General features: G+C 70.7%; 16 protein-coding genes. 7 read left to right on the top strand and 9 right to left on the bottom strand.

All coding sequences use genetic code 11. The features are described 5' to 3' along the window. Positions 1 to 97: 97 nt before the first annotated feature. From ACFFNX_RS22170 to ACFFNX_RS22155, 4 genes are read right to left on the bottom strand one after another with little or no spacing between them, the layout of a single operon-like run. Positions 98 to 1,411, bottom strand: coding sequence for a sulfatase-like hydrolase/transferase (locus ACFFNX_RS22170; protein ID WP_378205372.1), 1,314 nt, complete (start codon positions 1,409 to 1,411; stop codon positions 98 to 100). After that, a complete protein-coding gene (locus tag ACFFNX_RS22165) occupies positions 1,408 to 2,310 on the bottom strand; it encodes a carbohydrate ABC transporter permease (protein ID WP_378205369.1) in 903 nt (300 codons plus the stop codon). Before ACFFNX_RS22165 ends, ACFFNX_RS22170 begins: the two co-directional genes overlap by 4 nt. After that, complete coding sequence (locus ACFFNX_RS22160) at positions 2,307 to 3,212, bottom strand: carbohydrate ABC transporter permease (RefSeq protein WP_378205366.1); 906 nt, start codon at positions 3,210 to 3,212, stop codon at positions 2,307 to 2,309. Before ACFFNX_RS22160 ends, ACFFNX_RS22165 begins: the two co-directional genes overlap by 4 nt. Positions 3,213 to 3,221: 9 nt before the next feature. Next, a complete protein-coding gene (locus tag ACFFNX_RS22155) occupies positions 3,222 to 4,505 on the bottom strand; it encodes an ABC transporter substrate-binding protein (RefSeq protein WP_378205363.1) in 1,284 nt (427 codons plus the stop codon). A 181-nt stretch (positions 4,506 to 4,686) separates the two neighbouring features. Here ACFFNX_RS22155 and ACFFNX_RS22150 point away from each other — a divergent pair, with 181 nt between their 5' ends. From ACFFNX_RS22150 to ACFFNX_RS22135, 4 genes are all read left to right on the top strand, one after another. Then, positions 4,687 to 5,910: an ROK family transcriptional regulator gene (locus ACFFNX_RS22150; protein ID WP_378205360.1), complete on the top strand. Its 1,224-nt coding sequence runs from the start codon at positions 4,687 to 4,689 to the stop codon at positions 5,908 to 5,910. Positions 5,911 to 5,979: 69 nt separating this feature from the next. After that, on the top strand, positions 5,980 to 6,861 hold the full coding sequence (locus ACFFNX_RS22145) for a formylglycine-generating enzyme family protein (protein ID WP_378205357.1): 882 nt from the start codon (positions 5,980 to 5,982) through the stop codon (positions 6,859 to 6,861). A gap of 223 nt (positions 6,862 to 7,084) precedes the next feature. Beyond that, complete coding sequence (gene abc-f, locus ACFFNX_RS22140; RefSeq protein ID WP_378205353.1) at positions 7,085 to 8,734, top strand: ribosomal protection-like ABC-F family protein; 1,650 nt, start codon at positions 7,085 to 7,087, stop codon at positions 8,732 to 8,734. A 171-nt stretch (positions 8,735 to 8,905) separates the two neighbouring features. Then, on the top strand, positions 8,906 to 9,487 hold the full coding sequence (locus ACFFNX_RS22135) for a hypothetical protein (protein WP_378205350.1): 582 nt from the start codon (positions 8,906 to 8,908) through the stop codon (positions 9,485 to 9,487). An 88-nt stretch (positions 9,488 to 9,575) separates the two neighbouring features. Here the strand turns inward: ACFFNX_RS22135 and ACFFNX_RS22130 are convergent, their stop codons facing one another. Beyond that, positions 9,576 to 10,328, bottom strand: coding sequence for an SCO6745 family protein (locus tag ACFFNX_RS22130; RefSeq protein ID WP_378205347.1), 753 nt, complete (start codon positions 10,326 to 10,328; stop codon positions 9,576 to 9,578). Between the two features lie 87 nt (positions 10,329 to 10,415). Next, complete coding sequence (locus tag ACFFNX_RS22125) at positions 10,416 to 10,886, bottom strand: MarR family winged helix-turn-helix transcriptional regulator (RefSeq protein WP_378205344.1); 471 nt, start codon at positions 10,884 to 10,886, stop codon at positions 10,416 to 10,418. Between the two features lie 148 nt (positions 10,887 to 11,034). Between ACFFNX_RS22125 and ACFFNX_RS22120 the strand changes: the two genes are divergently transcribed. Next, positions 11,035 to 11,922: an N-acyl homoserine lactonase family protein gene (locus ACFFNX_RS22120; RefSeq protein ID WP_378205341.1), complete on the top strand. Its 888-nt coding sequence runs from the start codon at positions 11,035 to 11,037 to the stop codon at positions 11,920 to 11,922. A 19-nt stretch (positions 11,923 to 11,941) separates the two neighbouring features. Further along, a complete protein-coding gene (locus ACFFNX_RS22115) occupies positions 11,942 to 12,370 on the top strand; it encodes an SRPBCC family protein (protein ID WP_378205338.1) in 429 nt (142 codons plus the stop codon). Between the two features lie 12 nt (positions 12,371 to 12,382). On the opposite strand, the gene ACFFNX_RS22110 is transcribed toward ACFFNX_RS22115, so the two are convergent. Then, the gene (locus ACFFNX_RS22110; protein WP_378205335.1) at positions 12,383 to 13,234 is read right to left on the bottom strand and encodes an alpha/beta fold hydrolase; all 852 of its coding nucleotides are present in this window, start codon (positions 13,232 to 13,234) and stop codon (positions 12,383 to 12,385) included. A gap of 77 nt (positions 13,235 to 13,311) precedes the next feature. Between ACFFNX_RS22110 and ACFFNX_RS22105 the strand changes: the two genes are divergently transcribed. Further along, positions 13,312 to 14,274 (top strand): AraC family transcriptional regulator, encoded by a 963-nt coding sequence (locus tag ACFFNX_RS22105; RefSeq protein ID WP_378205332.1) that lies wholly within the window; start codon positions 13,312 to 13,314, stop codon positions 14,272 to 14,274. On the opposite strand, the gene ACFFNX_RS22100 is transcribed toward ACFFNX_RS22105, so the two are convergent. After that, positions 14,225 to 14,521, bottom strand: coding sequence for a MoaD/ThiS family protein (locus tag ACFFNX_RS22100; RefSeq protein ID WP_378205329.1), 297 nt, complete (start codon positions 14,519 to 14,521; stop codon positions 14,225 to 14,227). The genes ACFFNX_RS22105 and ACFFNX_RS22100 overlap by 50 nt on opposite strands. Further along, positions 14,518 to 15,633 carry a WD40/YVTN/BNR-like repeat-containing protein gene (locus ACFFNX_RS22095; protein ID WP_378205326.1) on the bottom strand — a complete coding sequence of 372 codons (1,116 nt, stop codon included), beginning with the start codon at positions 15,631 to 15,633 and terminating at the stop codon, positions 14,518 to 14,520. The genes ACFFNX_RS22100 and ACFFNX_RS22095 overlap by 4 nt, the downstream gene beginning before the upstream one ends. Positions 15,634 to 15,961 lie beyond the last annotated feature (328 nt).

The raw sequence follows: 15,961 nt of genomic DNA, 5'->3' as shown, positions 1-15,961 counted from the left end.
CCCCAGACCGCGGAGCGCCCCAGACCGCGGAGCGCCCCAGACCGCGGAGCGCCCCAGACCGCGGAGCGCCCCAGACGGCGGGGCTTCGGAACACGCCCTAGACCGGCGCTTCGGCGCGCCAGCTTGCACAGCGCTCCGCCCAGCGTTCGAGCTCCTCGCGCATCCGGTGGAAGCGGTCCGGGTGGGTTCTCGACAGCTCGCGTCGCTCGCCCGGGTCGGCGAGGAGGTCGTAGAGGCCCTCGGGCACGGCCACCTCCACCTGCATGCTCTCGCAGGCGTCCAGCACCACCTTCCAGCGTCCGAGCCGGCCGGCGAGTTGCCCCTCGTACTCCCAGAACAGCCAGCGGTCGGGACCCGCCTCGCCGCTGCGCAGCAGTGGCAGCAGCGACCTGCCGTCGATCGTCTCGTCGGTGGGCGGGACGCCGTCCACGGCCTCGAGCACGGTGGGCACGACGTCGGCCATGCAGCCGACGACGTCACCCGGCCCGCCGGCCGGGATCGCCGCGGGCCACGAGATGATGGCCGGCACCCGGATACCGCCCTCGAAGAGCGAGCCCTTGTAGCCGCGCAGGCCACCGGCGGAGCCCCCGTCGTAGGAGATCTCCTCGCCGTCGAGCCAGTTGCGCTCCTCGATCGACGGACCGTTGTCGGACGACATGAAGACGATCGTGTTCTCGCGCAGGCCGAGTCGGTCGAGGGCGCCGAGGATCGCCGCGACGCCGTCGTCCATGGCCTTCACCATCGCCGCCATCATGCGGCGGCCGGCCGGCAGGTGGGCGAACTGCGCCATGTACTCCTCGGGCGCGTGCAGGGGGTAGTGCGGCGCGTTGAACGGCACGTAGCAGAAGAACGGCCGTTCGGCGTTCCGCTCGATGAAGTCGACGGCCCGGCGCGCGATGACCGTGGTGAGGTACTCGCCGTTCAGCCAGACCTCGTCCTCGCCCTCCCACAGGTCGTGGATCGGGTTGTGGTCGCCCCAGTAGTAGATGTGGGAGTAGTAGTCGACGCAGCCGGCGCGGAAGCCGAAGTGCTCGTCGAAGCCGCGGTGCAGCGGGCCGTACGCCGGGTCGGCGCCCAGATGCCACTTGCCGAAGATGCCGGTGGCGTAGCCGCGCTCCCCGAGCGCGCCGGCGAGCGTCGGCTGGGGCGGAAGCCCGGGGGTGCGCCTCGTACCGCCGAGGATCGCCTCCACACCCGCGTGCGCGGGGTGCCGGCCGGTGAGGAGCGACGCCCGGGAGGGCGAGCAGACGGGTGAGTTGGAGTACCACTGCGGCAGACGGACGCCGGAGGCGGCGAGCCCGTCCAGCGCCGGAGTGTCGAAGTCGTCGGCGCCGAAGCAGCCGAGGTCGCCCCAGCCCAGGTCATCGGCGTAGATGACGACGACGTTCGGGCGATCGGTGGAAGGGTTCATTCCTTGACGCTCCCAGCGGCCATTCCGGCGACGAGCCGTTTCTGGACAACGGAGAAGAGGACGATCGTGGGGACGGTGGCGACCGTCGCGGCGGCCATGATCACGCCCCAGTCGCTGGTGTACTCCCCGAAGAAGGACGACAGGCCCACCTGCACCGTCTTCAGGTCCTCGCTCGTGTTCAGCACGCTCGCGAAGAAGTACTCCTCCCACGTCGCGATGAAGGTCGTGACGATCACCGTGACGATGCCGGGCAGCGCGATCGGGAAGACGACCCGGAAGATGACGCCCACGTTCGAGCAGCCGTCGATGCGCGCCGCCTCGTCGAGCGCGAGGGGAATGGTGTTGAAGTAGCCCATCAACAGGTAGATCGCGAGCGGCAGGGTCATCGCGGTGTACACGATGATCAGGCCCACGTACGAGTTGAGCAGGCCGAGCTCCCCGAACGAGAGGTAGATCGGCGTGATCAGCACGACGAAGGGCAGCAGCTGCGTCGCGAGGACGACCATCATGACGGTCCGGCGCAGCCGGAAGACGAACCGCGACAGCGCGTAGGCCGCGAGGCTCGCCAGCACCACGGTGCAGAACGTGCTGACGGCCGACACCAGCAGGCTGTTCCCGATGTACCGCGCGAAGTCGGAGTTGCCGAACAGCCTGCCGTACGCGCCGAATCCCAGCCCGTCGAAGTAGCGGCTCCAGGGCAGCCGGGTGGCGAGCGCCGTCGCCGGCCGGAGCGAGGTGAAGACCATCCAGAGGACGGGGAAGACGATCACGAGCAGGATCGCGAAGGTCGGCACGATCACGAGCAGGTCGCGCGCCCGCCGCCGGTTCGGGTCGCGTCTCGGGGCGGTCCTCTTCGGCGCGTCGCGGCCGACCGGCTTCGACGTCACGTCGGCGGTCATGCGGAGCGTCCTTCCCGGTCACTCGTCACCCGCAGGTAGACCAGGGCGAACACCGCCATCGTCGCCGTCATGACGATGCCGATCGCGGCGCCCTGCCCGAGGTCGTTGGCCACGAACGCGGCCGAGTACAGCTGGGTGGCGAGCACCTGCGTGTAGGTGCCCGGCCCTCCCCCGGTCGAGAGCCAGACGTAGACGAAGTTGTTGAACGTCTGGATCACGGTCATGAGCACGACGACGACGATGACGGGCCGCAGGTTGGGCAGTGTGATGTGGCGGAAGGACCTCCAGCGCCCCGCGGAGTCGATCGCGGCAGCCTCGTACTGCTCCTTGGGGATCGACTGCAGGCCCGCCATCATCACGATCACGACGAAGGGCAGCTCACGCCAGACGATGATGGCGATCACCGACCACCACGCGGTGCTCGTCTGGGCCAGGAAGGGCACGCCCTTCGACAGGATGTGCGTGCTGACGAGGAACTGGTTGAGGACGCCGGTGTTGGCATCGAAGATCGACTTCCAGCAGGCGACCGCGACGACCGGCGGGAGCATCCAGGGGACGAGGACGAGGGTGCGGGCCACGCCGCGCAGGCGCCAGCGCGTGAGCACCCGGCTCTGCAGCAGGAGCGCCAGCCCCAGCCCGAGCCCGAGCCGGATCACCACCGTGAGCGCGGTCAGCCAGAAGGCCGTGTTGATCGTGGCGCTGCCGATCTGCGGGTCGCTGAAGATCGCTTTGAAGTTGTCGAGCCCCACCCACTCGGCGTCGCCGGGCGTGTCGTACGGGCTCAGCTTCTGGAACGCCAGCACCACGTTGTACACGCTGGGGAAGACGAAGAGGACGCCGATGACGATGAGCGCCGGTGCTGTCAGCGCGTACGGCTGGCGTCGTGCGGAGCGGGAGGCCATCGGCACCGCTCAGCCCTTCAGGCCCTTGGTGAGCCCGGAGATGATCGCCGCGGCGGCATCCGAGCTGGACGACTGGCCCGAGTAGACGGCGGAGAAGTGCTGGTTGACGAGCTGCTCGATCGAGGCGACCGTCATGTCGGAGCCGATGTAGCGCGCGAAGGATCGGGAGTGCGGCAGCTGCTCGACGAAGCCCTGCTGTGAGTCCGGCACCTTCAGTTCGGTGAGGGTGTTCGTGGAGGCCGGGTACTGGGAGTAGGTCTTGAACGTCGTGGCGCTCGTCAGGTACTTGATGACCTGCCACGCCTCGTCCGGATGCTTGCTGTTGCGGTTGATGCCGAGCGCGCGGCCGCCGAGGTGCGTGGCGCCGTCGGTCAGGCCGGCGGGCATCGGCGCGGTCGTCAGCGTCGTCCCGGCCGCCTTCGCCTGCTTCTCCAGGGAGGTGAAGGTCTCCGGCGGCTCGTAGCTCATCGCGCAGGATCCGGTCGCGAGGCCGTTGACGATGGAGGGGTCGCTGTAGTCCTGCACCGCCTGGTTCGCCTTCGGCGAGGCCCCGGAGGAGAACAGGTCGGCGAAGTACTGGATCGCCCCGGCGAGCTGGGGTTGCGCGATGCCGGGCTGCCACGTGCCCGAGGAGTTCTTCGCGACGAGCGTGCCGCCGTGCGCCCAGATGTAGTAGTTGATCGCGTTCCACTGGGAGCTCGTCGCGGAACCGGAGGCCGCGAAGCAGAAGCCGCTGGTCTTGCCGGAGCTGGAGGAGCTGATCTGTTTCGCGTCGGCCGCGAGCTGCTCCCAGGTGGTGGGCGGGCTCTTGACGCCCGCGGCGGAGAGCGCCTTGGGGTTGTAGACGAGTGCCATGGTGTCGGCGGTCCAGGGCATGGCCCAGGTCTTGCCGTCGAAGGTGACCATGTCCTTGGCGAGGAGATTCCCCGTGCCGCCGGGCAGAGGGTCCTTCTTCATGAGGCCGTCCAGCGGCTGCAGGATCTTGGGCTTGGCGAGGAACGCGACGTCGGCGTAGCCGATCTGGTCGATGTCGGGCCCGGACCCGGAGTTGGCCTCCCGCGCGAACTGCTGCACGTTGTTGGGGCTGAGCGTCTGCAGTTCGACGTGGATCTTCGGGTGGCCCTTGTTCCACGCGTCGATCGCGGTGGTGAGGCCGCCGATCTCGCCCTTCGGGTCGAACTGCCGGAAGACCAGGTTCACCGAGCCGGATCCGGAACCGGAGCCCGAGCACGCCGCGAGCGGAAGAACGAGACTCATCATCGCGGCGGCCGCGGCCGACTTCGTGAACTTCATGCTGGCTACTCCTTTGAAGGCACTGACCCGCGGCGGGGTCCCAGGACGCTAACACAATCAATTTGATTTACAACAGACTCTTTCGTGACCTACGATCTCCGGCGTCAGCCTGATCTACGATCTGTTCCGCCGTCGCGGAAGCTCGCGTGGCGGCCCCACTCGCCGGACCGGGAGGATCGCGATGGAGCGACGGGGATCGAATCTTCCGCGCGTCGGCGACTACAACCAGCTGCTCGTCCTCGACCTGGTCCGACGCAGCTCGAACATCAGCCGTGTCGAGCTGTCGGAGCGCACCGGCCTGTCGGGACAGACCGTCTCCAACATCTGCCGCCGCCTCGTCAGCGCGGGGCTCATCGAGGCCGCCGGGCGCGTGGCGGCCGACACCGGAGCACGCCGGACGATGTTCCGCGTGGTCCCGCAGGGTCAGTACTCGGTGGGCCTGCACATCGACCCGGCCCGGATGACGCTGGTGCTCCTCAACCTCGCCGGTGAGGTCGAGGACCGGACCTCGATCGTGACCCCGACCACGGACGGCCCGGAGGACGTGCTCACGGCGATCGTCGATGCCGTCGCCGACCTCGTGGGGCGCAGGGGGATCCCCCCGGCACGGGTGTCCGGCCTCGGTGTCTCGGCCCCCGGGCCCATCAAGGCCGACTCCGGCTCCCTCGTCGGGCCGCCCAACCTCCGCGGCTGGGGCATCGTGCGGCTCCGCGACGAGCTCGAGAGCCGCGTCGGCCTGCCGGTCGTGCTCGAGAAGGACACCATCGCCGCCGCCACGGGCGAGCTCTGGGCGGGAGGCGGCACGCTCTCGAACTTCGCCTTCATCTACCTCGGCACCGGAATCGGCGCCGGCATCGTGCTCGACGGCGACGTGATGCGCGGCGCGTCCGACAATCTCGGCGAGGTCGGGCACCTCAGCGGCGATCCCGACGGGCCCCGATGCTCGTGCGGCGGGCGCGGTTGCATCGCGATCACCTCCGCCCCCGTCCACCTCGTCTCCGCGGCCGCCGACGCCGGCACGATCCCCGCGGCCGACCTCGACGACCCGCTGGCCGTCGAGACCGCGTTAAGGCATCTGTGCGCTCTCGCCGACGGAGGCGAGGAGAAGGCGCTCGCCATCGTCGAGAGGTCCGCGCGGGCCATCGCCCGCATCGCCGGCAACCTCGCCAACATCCTGGACCTCGACGCCGTCGTCCTGGGCGGCCCGAGCTGGTCCGCGCTGTCCCGGACCTACCTGCGGATCGTGCCGCCGATCACCGCCTCGCTGCTCACCGTGAGCGACGTGCACACGGTGGAGGTGCGCGGCACGACCCTGGGTGAAGACGGGGGTGCCATCGGCGCGGCCTCGCTCGTCATGTCCTCGATGGCCTCGGCGCGATCCGATCACCTGCTCGTTCCCCACTGATCCCGGCCGCGCACCGGTACACCGGCCCTGACATGATGCTGGCCAGGCACGTTAGGAGGTTGTTCGCCGATGTCCGGATGCTGTCCCCCCGCACGCTCTCCGGGCCGGGAGGTCCCGCAGGACCTGCCGGAGCGCGGCCACGCCTCCGGCGACCTGGTCGTGCTGCCGGGCGGCGCGTTCCTGATGGGCACCGAGGACGCGGACGGGTTCCCCGCCGACGGCGAAGGGCCCGTCCGCGAGGTCGCCGTCGCCTCCTTCGCCATCGATCCGTACTGCGTGTCGAACGCGCGGTTCGCGGAGTTCGTCGATGCGACGGGCTACCGGACGGACGCCGAGAAGTTCGGCTGGACCTACGTCTTCGCCAGGTTCCTGCCCGGCGAACTGCGCAAGAAGTCCCCGAGACCACAGCAGACGCCGTGGTGGTGCGGGGTCTCCGGCGCGTACTGGCGGATGCCGGAAGGGCCCGGGAGTACGGTCGAAGGCCGCTGGGACCACCCGGTGGTGCACGTGTCCTGGCGCGACGCCGACGCGTACTGCGCCTGGGCCGGCCGGCGGCTGCCGACCGAGGCCGAGTGGGAGTACGCCGCACGCGGCGGCCTGGAGCAGGCCCGTTACCCGTGGGGCGACGAGCTCACTCCCGGCGGCGAGCACCGATGCAACATCTGGCAGGGCCGGTTCCCGGTACGCGACACAGCGGAGGACGGTTACTCCGGCACCGCTCCGGTGGACGCCTTCCCGCCCAACGGCTTCGGGCTCTTCAACGTCTCGGGCAACGTGTGGGAGTGGTGCGCCGGACGGTTCCGCGCGTCCGAGGCCGAGCGTCCGATGCGCGGCGGTTCGTACCTGTGCCACGACTCCTACTGCAACCGCTACCGGGTCGCCGCGCGTACGTGCAACAGCCCCGACAGCTCGAGCGGCAACCTGGGCTTCCGCTGCGCCGCCGACGCCTGAGGAATCACCTCGGTGCGAGGATCGGCCGGCCGCTGGTACCGTGACGGACGAATCTCGGGATACAGGGAGAGCCCCATGGCAGGTGACGACGACATCTCCGGGTGATACCCGGAAGTGACCGGCCGTCGGCAGGCGAGACGCCGCCGCGGCCGCTCTTTCGTCGTCCCTTGAACCCCTGCCGGGCGCCGTGGGCGCGCCCGCGCCTTCTCCGAGGACCATTTCCATGTCCGATGCATGCATCGTCTGCTCGAACCTGTCCTTCTCCTGGCCGGACGACACTCCGGTCTTGCAGAACCTGTCCTTCACGGTCGGCGGAGGCCGTACGGGCCTGGTCGCACCGAACGGTGCCGGCAAGAGCACACTGCTCAGGCTGATCGCGGGTGAGTACCGGCCCGGCGGCGGGACCGTCTCCGTCGACGGCGTGGTCGGCCATCTGCCGCAGAGCCTGCCGCTCACCGGCGAGCCGACCGTGGCCGAGGTGCTGGGAATCGCCCCGATCGTCAGGGCGATCGACGCCGTCGAGTCCGGTGACGTCGACGAGGAGCACTTCACCACGATCGGCGACGACTGGGACATCGAGGAGCGCACCACGGCGCAGCTGGACCGGCTCGGTCTCGGCGACGTCGCCCTCGACCGGCGCCTGGACACCCTCAGCGGCGGTCAGGTCGTCTCCCTGGGCCTGGCCGGGCAGTTGCTGAAGCGCCCCGACGTCCTGCTGCTGGACGAGCCGACCAACAACCTCGACCTCGACGCGCGCCACCGGCTCTACGACGTGCTCGACGACTTCGGTGGCTGCCTGCTGCTGGTCAGCCACGACCGGGCCCTGCTCGACCGCATGGACCGCATCGCCGAACTCGACCAGGGCGAGGTCCGGTCCTACGGCGGGAACTTCACCGCCTACCGGGAGGCCGTACGCGCCGAGCAGGAGGCCGCGGCCAGGACCGTGCGCAACGCCGAGCAGCAGGTCAAACGGGAGAAGCGGGAGATGCAGCAGGCCCGTGAACGGGCCGAGCGGCGGGCGGGCAACGCCGCGCGCAACCTCGACAGCGCGGGCCTGCCGAAGCTCTTCGCCGGGAACATGAAGCGGCGCGCCCAGGAGTCCGCGGGCCGGGCGAGCCAGACTCACTCCGCCCGGGTCGACGACGCCAAGGCCCGGCTCGACGAGGCCGGCCGGGCCGTACGCGACGAGCAGACGATCGCCCTGGAACTGCCCCGTACCAACGTCCCGGCCGGACGCACGGTCTTTCGCGGCGAGCACATCCAGGTCCGCCACGGCGACCGGGCCGTCTTCGCCGGGGACGGGGCCGGCCTGACGGTCCAGGGTCCGGAGCGGATCGCGCTGACCGGGCCCAACGGGTCCGGCAAGTCCACTCTGCTCCGCGTGATGAGCGGCGAGATCGAGCCGGAGGGCGCCACGATCAAGCGCTTCGACGGCCGGATCGCGTACCTGTCCCAGCGGCTGGACCTGCTCGACCTCGACCGCACCGTGGCGCAGAACCTGGCCGCCTTCGCGCCCGGGATGCCCGAGGCACAGCGGATGAACCTGCTCGCCCGCTTCCTGTTCCGGGGGTCCCGCATCCACCTTCCGGTCGGCGTGCTGTCGGGCGGCGAACGCCTGCGGGCCACCCTCGCCTGCGTCCTGTACGCCGAACCGGCGCCACAGCTCCTGCTCCTGGACGAACCGACCAACAACCTCGACCTGGTGAGCGTCGGCCGGTTGGAGAATGCGCTCAACGCCTACGAAGGCGCGTTCGTGGTGGTCAGCCACGACGAGCGATTCCTCGCCGAGATCCGGGTCGACCGCCGGCTCCTGCTCTCCGAAGGCCGGCTCGTGGAGACCGGCACGTCCTCCGCGACGGCGCCGCATGCCTGAGGCGCCGTTTCGCCGGGGAACGGCGGGGGGCTCACCGAGCCGCGAAGCGCGGCGGTGAATCGTCGAAAGGGTCACAACACTGGTCCGCGAACCGTTGCCCGAAACTCGCCGGTCGCCGTCATCGCGTTGTCGGTTACGCCGGGGGCCTGTGGCGTGGATACTAAAAAAATCATGAATGTCGACGCCACGTCCGAGCCGCCCTCGCCGCCCAGTGCCGACTCCGTACGACGCCAGGTGGTCGAGGTCGCCACCGAAATGATGCGGGGCACGTCCGCCCCGGCACGCGGAGCCTCGGAGCCATCCGACCAGTCCGCGATGACCCTCTATCTCGCGTTGCTGACCGATCGCCTGCCGGTCTACGCGCGCACGATGACGGACCTGGAGTCGCGGGCCGGGGAGGCGAGTGTCGAGGAGAACCTCGTGCCCGTCGCCCAGGCGACGATCCGGTTCTACTGCGAGATCCTCGCCGCGAAGGTGAGCGTCTTCACCAAGCCCGACCAGCTCCTCCAGCTCCGGCAGGTGCTCACCTCGCGCGGCATGGGACCGCAGGCCGCGGACACGCGGGTCGCCGCCTACCTCGACCGCGAGCGCACGCTGGGACGCGTCGCGGCCGACGTCGACTGCGCGGCCGCCGCCCAGCTCCTGATCGGGACGTGCGTCAACTACGCGTTCACCAAGATGCTCCTGGACGACGTCATGCCGCAGGAGCACTTCATCGACCGGGCGATCCGGGGCCTCCGCCTCGCACCGTGAGACCGGCCGGACACCTCCGGCCCATTCGTGGAGATCAGTGCGGGCATGAAGCAATCGCGAAGACGCCTGCGCGGGTCGGGCGCCGTTTTCAGGTGCGAGGGCCGAAGACGGCTCGCTCCGCCTTCGCAAGAAGGGCGACCAGTTCGTCGGCCTCCGTCTTTTCGAGGGTCGCGAAAGTGGGGGCCATCAGCTCGTCGGTGAGCCGTTCCGCGTCGGCGTGCCGTCGCCGTACGTCCTCCGTGACCTCGGGATACGGCCGCGGCCAACCGAAGTATTCGGCGTTCGCCTCCCCGTCGGGGAGGATCGCCGAGGTGCCGCTCACAACCGCCTCCAGCGGGCTGAGCCCGCTCGCCAGGACCGCGACGATGTGCAGGCCGCCGCGGAGCTCACGTACGACGTGGGCGAGCTGAATCGCCCGAGCCCGGTCGTCCTCTGGCAACCGCATCGCCCGCCAACCGGCGAACAGCGGCGCACCGACCACATTCGAGCCGTCCACGACGAGCTGGAGCAGCTCGGCCAGGCGCGCCGACTCCGCGAAGTCGGCCAGCTTGCGGCGGCCGAAGTCATGAGCGACGACGGCATACCGGTCGGCGGCGTCCGTCGCGGAGAGACCGGCGCCCGCCTCCCACGCCTCCCGTACGGTCTCGGCCGGGAAGAAGCCGGCCGCGGACACGACCACATCGGCGTCGACGTCTCCCAGGACTCCGAAGCGACCTCGAAAGTAGGGCGCCCAGCCGGTCAGTCCCACCTCTGTCGAGTAGGCCTTCGCCTCTCGAGAGATCATGAACGCCCCGCCCAGCCGCCCGATCGGCTCCGCCACCGCCGCCGCGATCTCTCGCATCCCGACCTTCCCTCCCTCGAACCGAACCGCATTCTATACGTCTGCGTCCCGCTGATCTTCTCCGGGACAGTCGGGAACTGCGGCGAGTCACCCCGGCGGGGGTGAGCCGCCGCGGCGGCGGGCGAGGGCCTGGCCGGCGGGGAACCCGTCCGCCACGTTGCGCAGCAGCCGGATGGTCTCGTCGAGCGGCTGGTCGGCGACGAGCCGTTCCAGGACGCCGTGCAGGTGGTCTTCGACGGCGACGATCCGGCGCTCCAGCCGCCGTCCTTGCGGAGTCAGCGTCAGTGTGACGTATCTGCGGTCGCCTGGATCGGTGGTGCGCTGGAGGAGCCCCTGCCCCACCAGCCGGTCGACCAGGCGGCTCGGGCTCGTGGTGGTCTCGCAGACCAGCAGGTGGCCGAGGGCCGACAGGGTGAGCGGCTGATGGTCGTGCATCACCCGCAGCACCTCGGCCTGGGACGGGGTCAGACCGAGCGGCCGCAGCTGCGCGGCGAGGATCCGGTTCCCCTCCCGCTGCACGGCCAAGATCAGGTATCGCAGTTCCTCGACAGGTTTCACGGTCCGCCCCTCGCTCGCGTCGCCGACCGGCACCACGCCCACAGGTTACATGACACGTATGTCACGACAGATATTTCGCCCGCTCCCCTTGCGGAAGATAGATGTCGTGTCATCTAATGTCGTGTAATCCAACTGAGGGAGAGCACCAATGAGCACGTCCGACCCGATCGCGGGAGTCGCGGTCATCAGCACCGGCAGCGTCGCCATCCGGCCCGAGCACGTCGGGCCGACCTGGAAGAACACCTACCTGTGGCTGGCCACCTCCCGGCGCTGGACGGCACCGCGGCCGATCAACGTCTACGTCGTCGAGCACCGCCAAGGGCTGGTGCTGTTCGACACCGGCCAGGACCGGGCCTCGGTCACCGACCCGGACTACTTCCCCGGAGGAGCGAGCGGCCTGGTCTACTCCCGGCTCGCCAAGTTCGACATCGGTCCCGACGAGACGCTGGCGGCCGGACTGCGCGGGCTCGGTCACGCCGTCCAGGACGTCCACACCGCCGTCATCTCCCACCTGCACCAAGACCACATCGGCGGGCTCCCGCTGCTCGGCCATTCGGAGATCGTCGTCAGCCGACCCGAATGGGAGTCACTGCGCCGGCCGCTGCCCCAGGCCCGCGGCCTGCTGACGGACCACATCGACCTGCCCGGCCTGCGGTGGAGACACGTCACGATGGACGACCTCGCCGACCCCGCGCTGGCTCCGTTCCAGCACGGCCACGACCTCTTCGGCGACGGCAGCCTCGTGCTGCTGCCCACCCCCGGCCACACATCCGGCTCGCTGTCGATGCTCGTACGCCGCCCCGGCCACCGGCCGCTCCTCATGGTCGGCGACCTCACCTACGACGACCGGCTCCTGGCCCAGGGCAGGCTCCCCGGCGTCGGCGGCAAGCGGCAGATGCGCACCGCCACGCAGATGGTCAACCGGCTCCGCGCCCGGCTTCCCGGACTCGTCGTCCTGCCCGCACACGATCCCGGCGCGGGCCGGCGGCTGGCCGCCGCCCTCGACGGCCACCCCGACCGGCGTTACTCCGCCTGACCTTCCGCAGGAGCACGACATGAGCTTTCACATCTCGCTCGACATCGACCGCCCGCCCGCCGCCGTGTTCGCGTTCATCGCCGACTTCCGCACCATGCCCCGCTGGTACGAGGCGGTGAGCCAGGTCACGGCGCTCCCGCCGGGCACACGCTTCCGCATGGTGCGCTCCCTGCCCGGCGGCCCCGCGCACAATGACGTCGAGATCACCACCCACATCCCGGGCGAACAGGTCACGTTCACCTCGGCCAGCGGCCCGACGCCCTTCCGCTACCACTACCGGATCGAACCGAACGCGGACGGCACCAGACTGACACTCGAGGCGGAGATCAGCGGAGCAGGCCTGCCCGGCCCCGCCGCCCACCTCGGCGGCCTCGCCGAACGCCTCTTCAGACAGGGGATGAAAAAGAACCTGCACACCCTCAAACAGATCCTCGAGTCCTCCGCCTGACGCCAAGGTCGTTCAGTCCGCCGGCGCGGCGTGGATCGCGGTGAAGGCCAGGAGAGGTGCGGCGGTCCGCGGCGGATCCTCGAGTATGGGCGAGTGTCCGAGACCGGGCAGCAACTCGACCTTCGCGCCCGGGACGGCGCGGTAGTCGGCGGCGGATGAGGATCGCCACCTGCGGTCGTCCTCGCCGAAGATCACCAGTAGCGGCTTGCCGAGGGGCGCCAGCCGATCCGGGAGTGCCCGCCGCTCCAGGTAGTCGCGCGTGGCCTGCATCGTCGTGGTGAGCGTGTGGTAGGTCATGAGGCGCACGTCGTCGAGGAGCTCCTGGGGCACCTCGTAGCCCGCACGGCTGAAACCGGCGCTCGCGAACCCGCGGAGCTGCTCGTCGGTCGGCGGCCACTGCGAGGGTCCGATCGCGGCGGACTCCGGTGCGATGAAGGCGTCCAGGCCGGGTCCGGTGTTGATGAGCACGAGCGCGGTCACCAGGTCGGGTCGTTGCTCGGCGAGGGCGGTGGCGACCACACCGCCGCTGGAATGGCCGACCACGATGGCGTGCTCGACACCGAGCCGGTCCAGTACCACGCCGACCCGGCGTCCCTGGTCCGGGATCGCGTAGCTGCGATCGGCCGGTTTCGCCGACCGGCCGTGCCCGAGCAGGTCGACCCGGATGACGCGATGGGATCGGGTCAGCAGCGGAACCAGCGGGTTCCACGAGCGGGTCGAGGAGACGGACCCGTGGATGAGCAGGAGTGCGGGAGCGTCGCGTGGGCCGTCCTGGCACACGTGGATGTCGCCATCGTCCAGCGACAGGGCCGAGGCCTCGGCGGCGTCGCCGTTCACGTGCGGTTGCCCGTCGGAAACAGTCATGAGTCCACTGTCGCAGCCGGTACGCGTCGGCGGATTGGACGAATGTTCCCCTTTGCCGGCTCGCGTAGCATCGGACGGTGCGGACGTTCGTACGCGGCGCGGCCGTGTGGCAGGTCGCATGCCCACCGCGGCCAAGCCGGGTGGCCGGTGTCACCATGGCCGGGTTCGGCGTCCGTGACCTGGATCCGCTCCGGATGATCCCGCACCCGGCCGTGACGCTGCTTCTGGAGTTCGGCACCGGTTCGGCGGTCCTGGCTGATGCCGCCGGCCGGCGGCAGCGCGGCAGTGTCGTCGTCGGGCCCGGGATCGGGTCCGGAGGAACGGTCTGGGCGCGGGGTGACAACGTCGAGTGCGTGCAGGTGCGCCTGTCCCCGGTGATCGCACGCGCGGTTCTGGGCGCCTCCCCCGCCGGCCTCGACGGCGCCGTGGTGGCCCTCGACGACCTGTGGGGCCGGGAGGCGGCGGGAATCCGTGAGCGGCTGGGCGACATCTCGTCGTGGGAGGATCGCTTCACGTTGGCCGACGCGCTGCTCGCCCGCCGGCATGAGGCGGGGCCGCCCGTGGACCCGGAGGTGGCCTGGGCCTGGCACCGGATCGTCGCCGGCCGCGGCCTGGTCCGGGTCGACGGGCTTGCGGCCGAGGTCGGATGGAGCCGCAAACGCCTGTGGTCCCGGTTCCGCTCGCAACTCGGCCTGCCGCCCAAGCACGCCGTGCGGCTGGTCCGCTTCGACCACGCCGCCCACCGCCTGGTCGCGGGTGACGGCGCGGCCCGGGTCGCGGCCGACGCCGGCTACGCCGACCAGTCCCACCTGCATCGAGACGTCATGGCGTTCACCGGACTCACCCCCGCGACAGTGGCCGACGAGCCGTTTCTGGCGGTCGACGACATCGCCTGGCCCAGCCGCGGAACACCCGCCGTCCGCGGGGATCTCCCTACGGTCCAGGACCGGGCACGTCACCCCCCTTGCCGGTCGTTCGTGCGCGGCGCGGTCAGCCGCCCGCCATGGCGCCCACCACCAGGAACGGCTCGGCCCCGCTGACGACCGCGCCGGGCAGTGGTGCGTCCGGCGGGTCGTGGGACAGGTCGTTCTCGCAGGCGTAGAACCGGATGAAGGCGCGGCGCCGCCCGGTGCCGTGGTCGCGGATCGTCCCGCGCAGCATCGGATACCGCTCCTCGAGCGCGTCGAGCACGGAGTTCTGGGTGGCCTCCCCGTCGACGTCCAACTCGACCTCGGCGCCGATGTGCGCGAGGGCCCGCAGGTGCGCCGGGAGCACGACGCGGATCACGACAGCGTCTGGACTTCGACGGACAGGACGGCCGGCAGGTCGCGGACGATGGGTGCCCAGCTGTCGCCGGCGTCCGGCGAGACGTACACCTGCCCGCCGGTCGTGCCGAAGTAGATGCCGCAGGAGTCGAGCCCGTCCACGGCCATCGCGTCGCGCAGCACGTTGACGTAGCAGTCGCGCTGCGGCAGGCCGTTCGTGAGCGGCTCCCACTCGTCGCCGCCCGTACGGCTGCGGTAGACGCGCAGGCGTCCCTCCGGCGGGTAGTGCTCGGAGTCGCTCTTGATCGGCACGACGTAGATCGTCTCCGGCTCGTGCGCGTGCACCGCGATCGGGAAGCCGAAGTCCGAGGGCAGGTCGCCGCTGACCTCGCGCCAGGAGCCGCCACCGTCGTCGCTCCGCATGACGTCCCAGTGCTTCTGCATGTACATGGTGTCGGGGCACGCGGGATGCAGCGCGATCCGGTGCACGCAGTGGCCCACCTCGGCGTCCTCGTCGGGGATGCCGCCGGACCGCAGGCCGCGGTTGGCCGCCTGCCAGGTCTCGCCCGCGTCGTCGGTGCGGAAGACGCCCGCGGCCGAGATGGCGGCGTACATCCGCGCCGGGTCGTCCGGGTGCAGCACGATCGTGTGCAGGCACATCCCGCCGGCCCCCGGCTGCCAGGAGGAACCCGAGCCGTGCCCGCGCAGGCCGGGCAGCTCCCGCCAGGTCGTGCCCCCGTCGGACGACCGGAACAGGGCTGCGTCCTCGACCCCGGCGTAGATCGTGTCCGGGTCGGTGGCCGAGGGCTCCAGGTGCCAGACGCGCGCGAACTCCCAGGGGTGCGGCGTGCCGTCGTACCACTGGTGGGTGCCGGTCTCGCCCGCGTACCGGAACTCGTTGCCGACCGGCGTCCAGGTCGCGCCGCCGTCGTCGGACCGCTGGATCAGCTGGCCGAACCAGCCGGTGGACTGGGCGGCGAACAGCCGCGAGGGGTCGGCCGGCGAGCCGGTGACGTGGTAGATCTCCCAGCCTCCGAAATGAGGACCGCTCACCTCCCAACGCTCGCGCCGGCCGTCCGACGTCAGGATGAACGCGCCCTTACGCGTGCCGACCAGTACCCGTACTCCGCTCACCGGTATCCCTCCCTGGGCCCGTACGGCGACCGCCGGTCGCGGCTCACCAGGGATTCTGACCGGAGCCGGGCCGCGAATTCATCGGTCCGCGGAGATTCCCCGGAGAAGGCACTCTCGGTTGAGGCCGGTCCGGGCTCACCTGGGAGGCTGGTGTCCTGGGGCCGGACGGGGAGGGGGCACCGTGGCCGGGGAGCGTACGCGGGGCGGGCTGGACCTGCACCTCGATCTGACCGGGGACGCCGCCGGGGTCGGGCGGGCGCTCGAACGGGCCTTGCGCGAGGCGGTGCGCTCCGGGCGGCTCCCCGCCGGGACGCGGTTGCCCGGCAGC

Origin of the sequence: Actinoallomurus acaciae, assembly GCF_042429965.1 — a bacterium.
Classification (GTDB): domain Bacteria; phylum Actinomycetota; class Actinomycetes; order Streptosporangiales; family Streptosporangiaceae; genus Actinoallomurus; species Actinoallomurus acaciae.
This window is presented reverse-complemented; position numbering and strand designations above follow the sequence as displayed.

What these genes read in the sequence shown, in the direction of transcription:
- ACFFNX_RS22170 (WP_378205372.1), bottom strand. Translation starts at nt 1,411, where the DNA reads ATGAACCCTTCCACCGATCGCCCGAACGTCGTCGTCATCTACGCCGAT.
- ACFFNX_RS22165 (WP_378205369.1), bottom strand. Translation starts at nt 2,310, where the DNA reads ATGACCGCCGACGTGACGTCGAAGCCGGTCGGCCGCGACGCGCCGAAG.
- ACFFNX_RS22160 (WP_378205366.1), bottom strand. Translation starts at nt 3,212, where the DNA reads ATGGCCTCCCGCTCCGCACGACGCCAGCCGTACGCGCTGACAGCACCG.
- ACFFNX_RS22155 (WP_378205363.1), bottom strand. Translation starts at nt 4,505, where the DNA reads ATGAAGTTCACGAAGTCGGCCGCGGCCGCCGCGATGATGAGTCTCGTT.
- ACFFNX_RS22150 (WP_378205360.1), top strand. Translation starts at nt 4,687, where the DNA reads ATGGAGCGACGGGGATCGAATCTTCCGCGCGTCGGCGACTACAACCAG.
- ACFFNX_RS22145 (WP_378205357.1), top strand. Translation starts at nt 5,980, where the DNA reads ATGTCCGGATGCTGTCCCCCCGCACGCTCTCCGGGCCGGGAGGTCCCG.
- abc-f (WP_378205353.1), top strand. Translation starts at nt 7,085, where the DNA reads ATGTCCGATGCATGCATCGTCTGCTCGAACCTGTCCTTCTCCTGGCCG.
- ACFFNX_RS22135 (WP_378205350.1), top strand. Translation starts at nt 8,906, where the DNA reads ATGAATGTCGACGCCACGTCCGAGCCGCCCTCGCCGCCCAGTGCCGAC.
- ACFFNX_RS22130 (WP_378205347.1), bottom strand. Translation starts at nt 10,328, where the DNA reads ATGCGAGAGATCGCGGCGGCGGTGGCGGAGCCGATCGGGCGGCTGGGC.
- ACFFNX_RS22120 (WP_378205341.1), top strand. Translation starts at nt 11,035, where the DNA reads ATGAGCACGTCCGACCCGATCGCGGGAGTCGCGGTCATCAGCACCGGC.
- ACFFNX_RS22115 (WP_378205338.1), top strand. Translation starts at nt 11,942, where the DNA reads ATGAGCTTTCACATCTCGCTCGACATCGACCGCCCGCCCGCCGCCGTG.
- ACFFNX_RS22110 (WP_378205335.1), bottom strand. Translation starts at nt 13,234, where the DNA reads ATGACTGTTTCCGACGGGCAACCGCACGTGAACGGCGACGCCGCCGAG.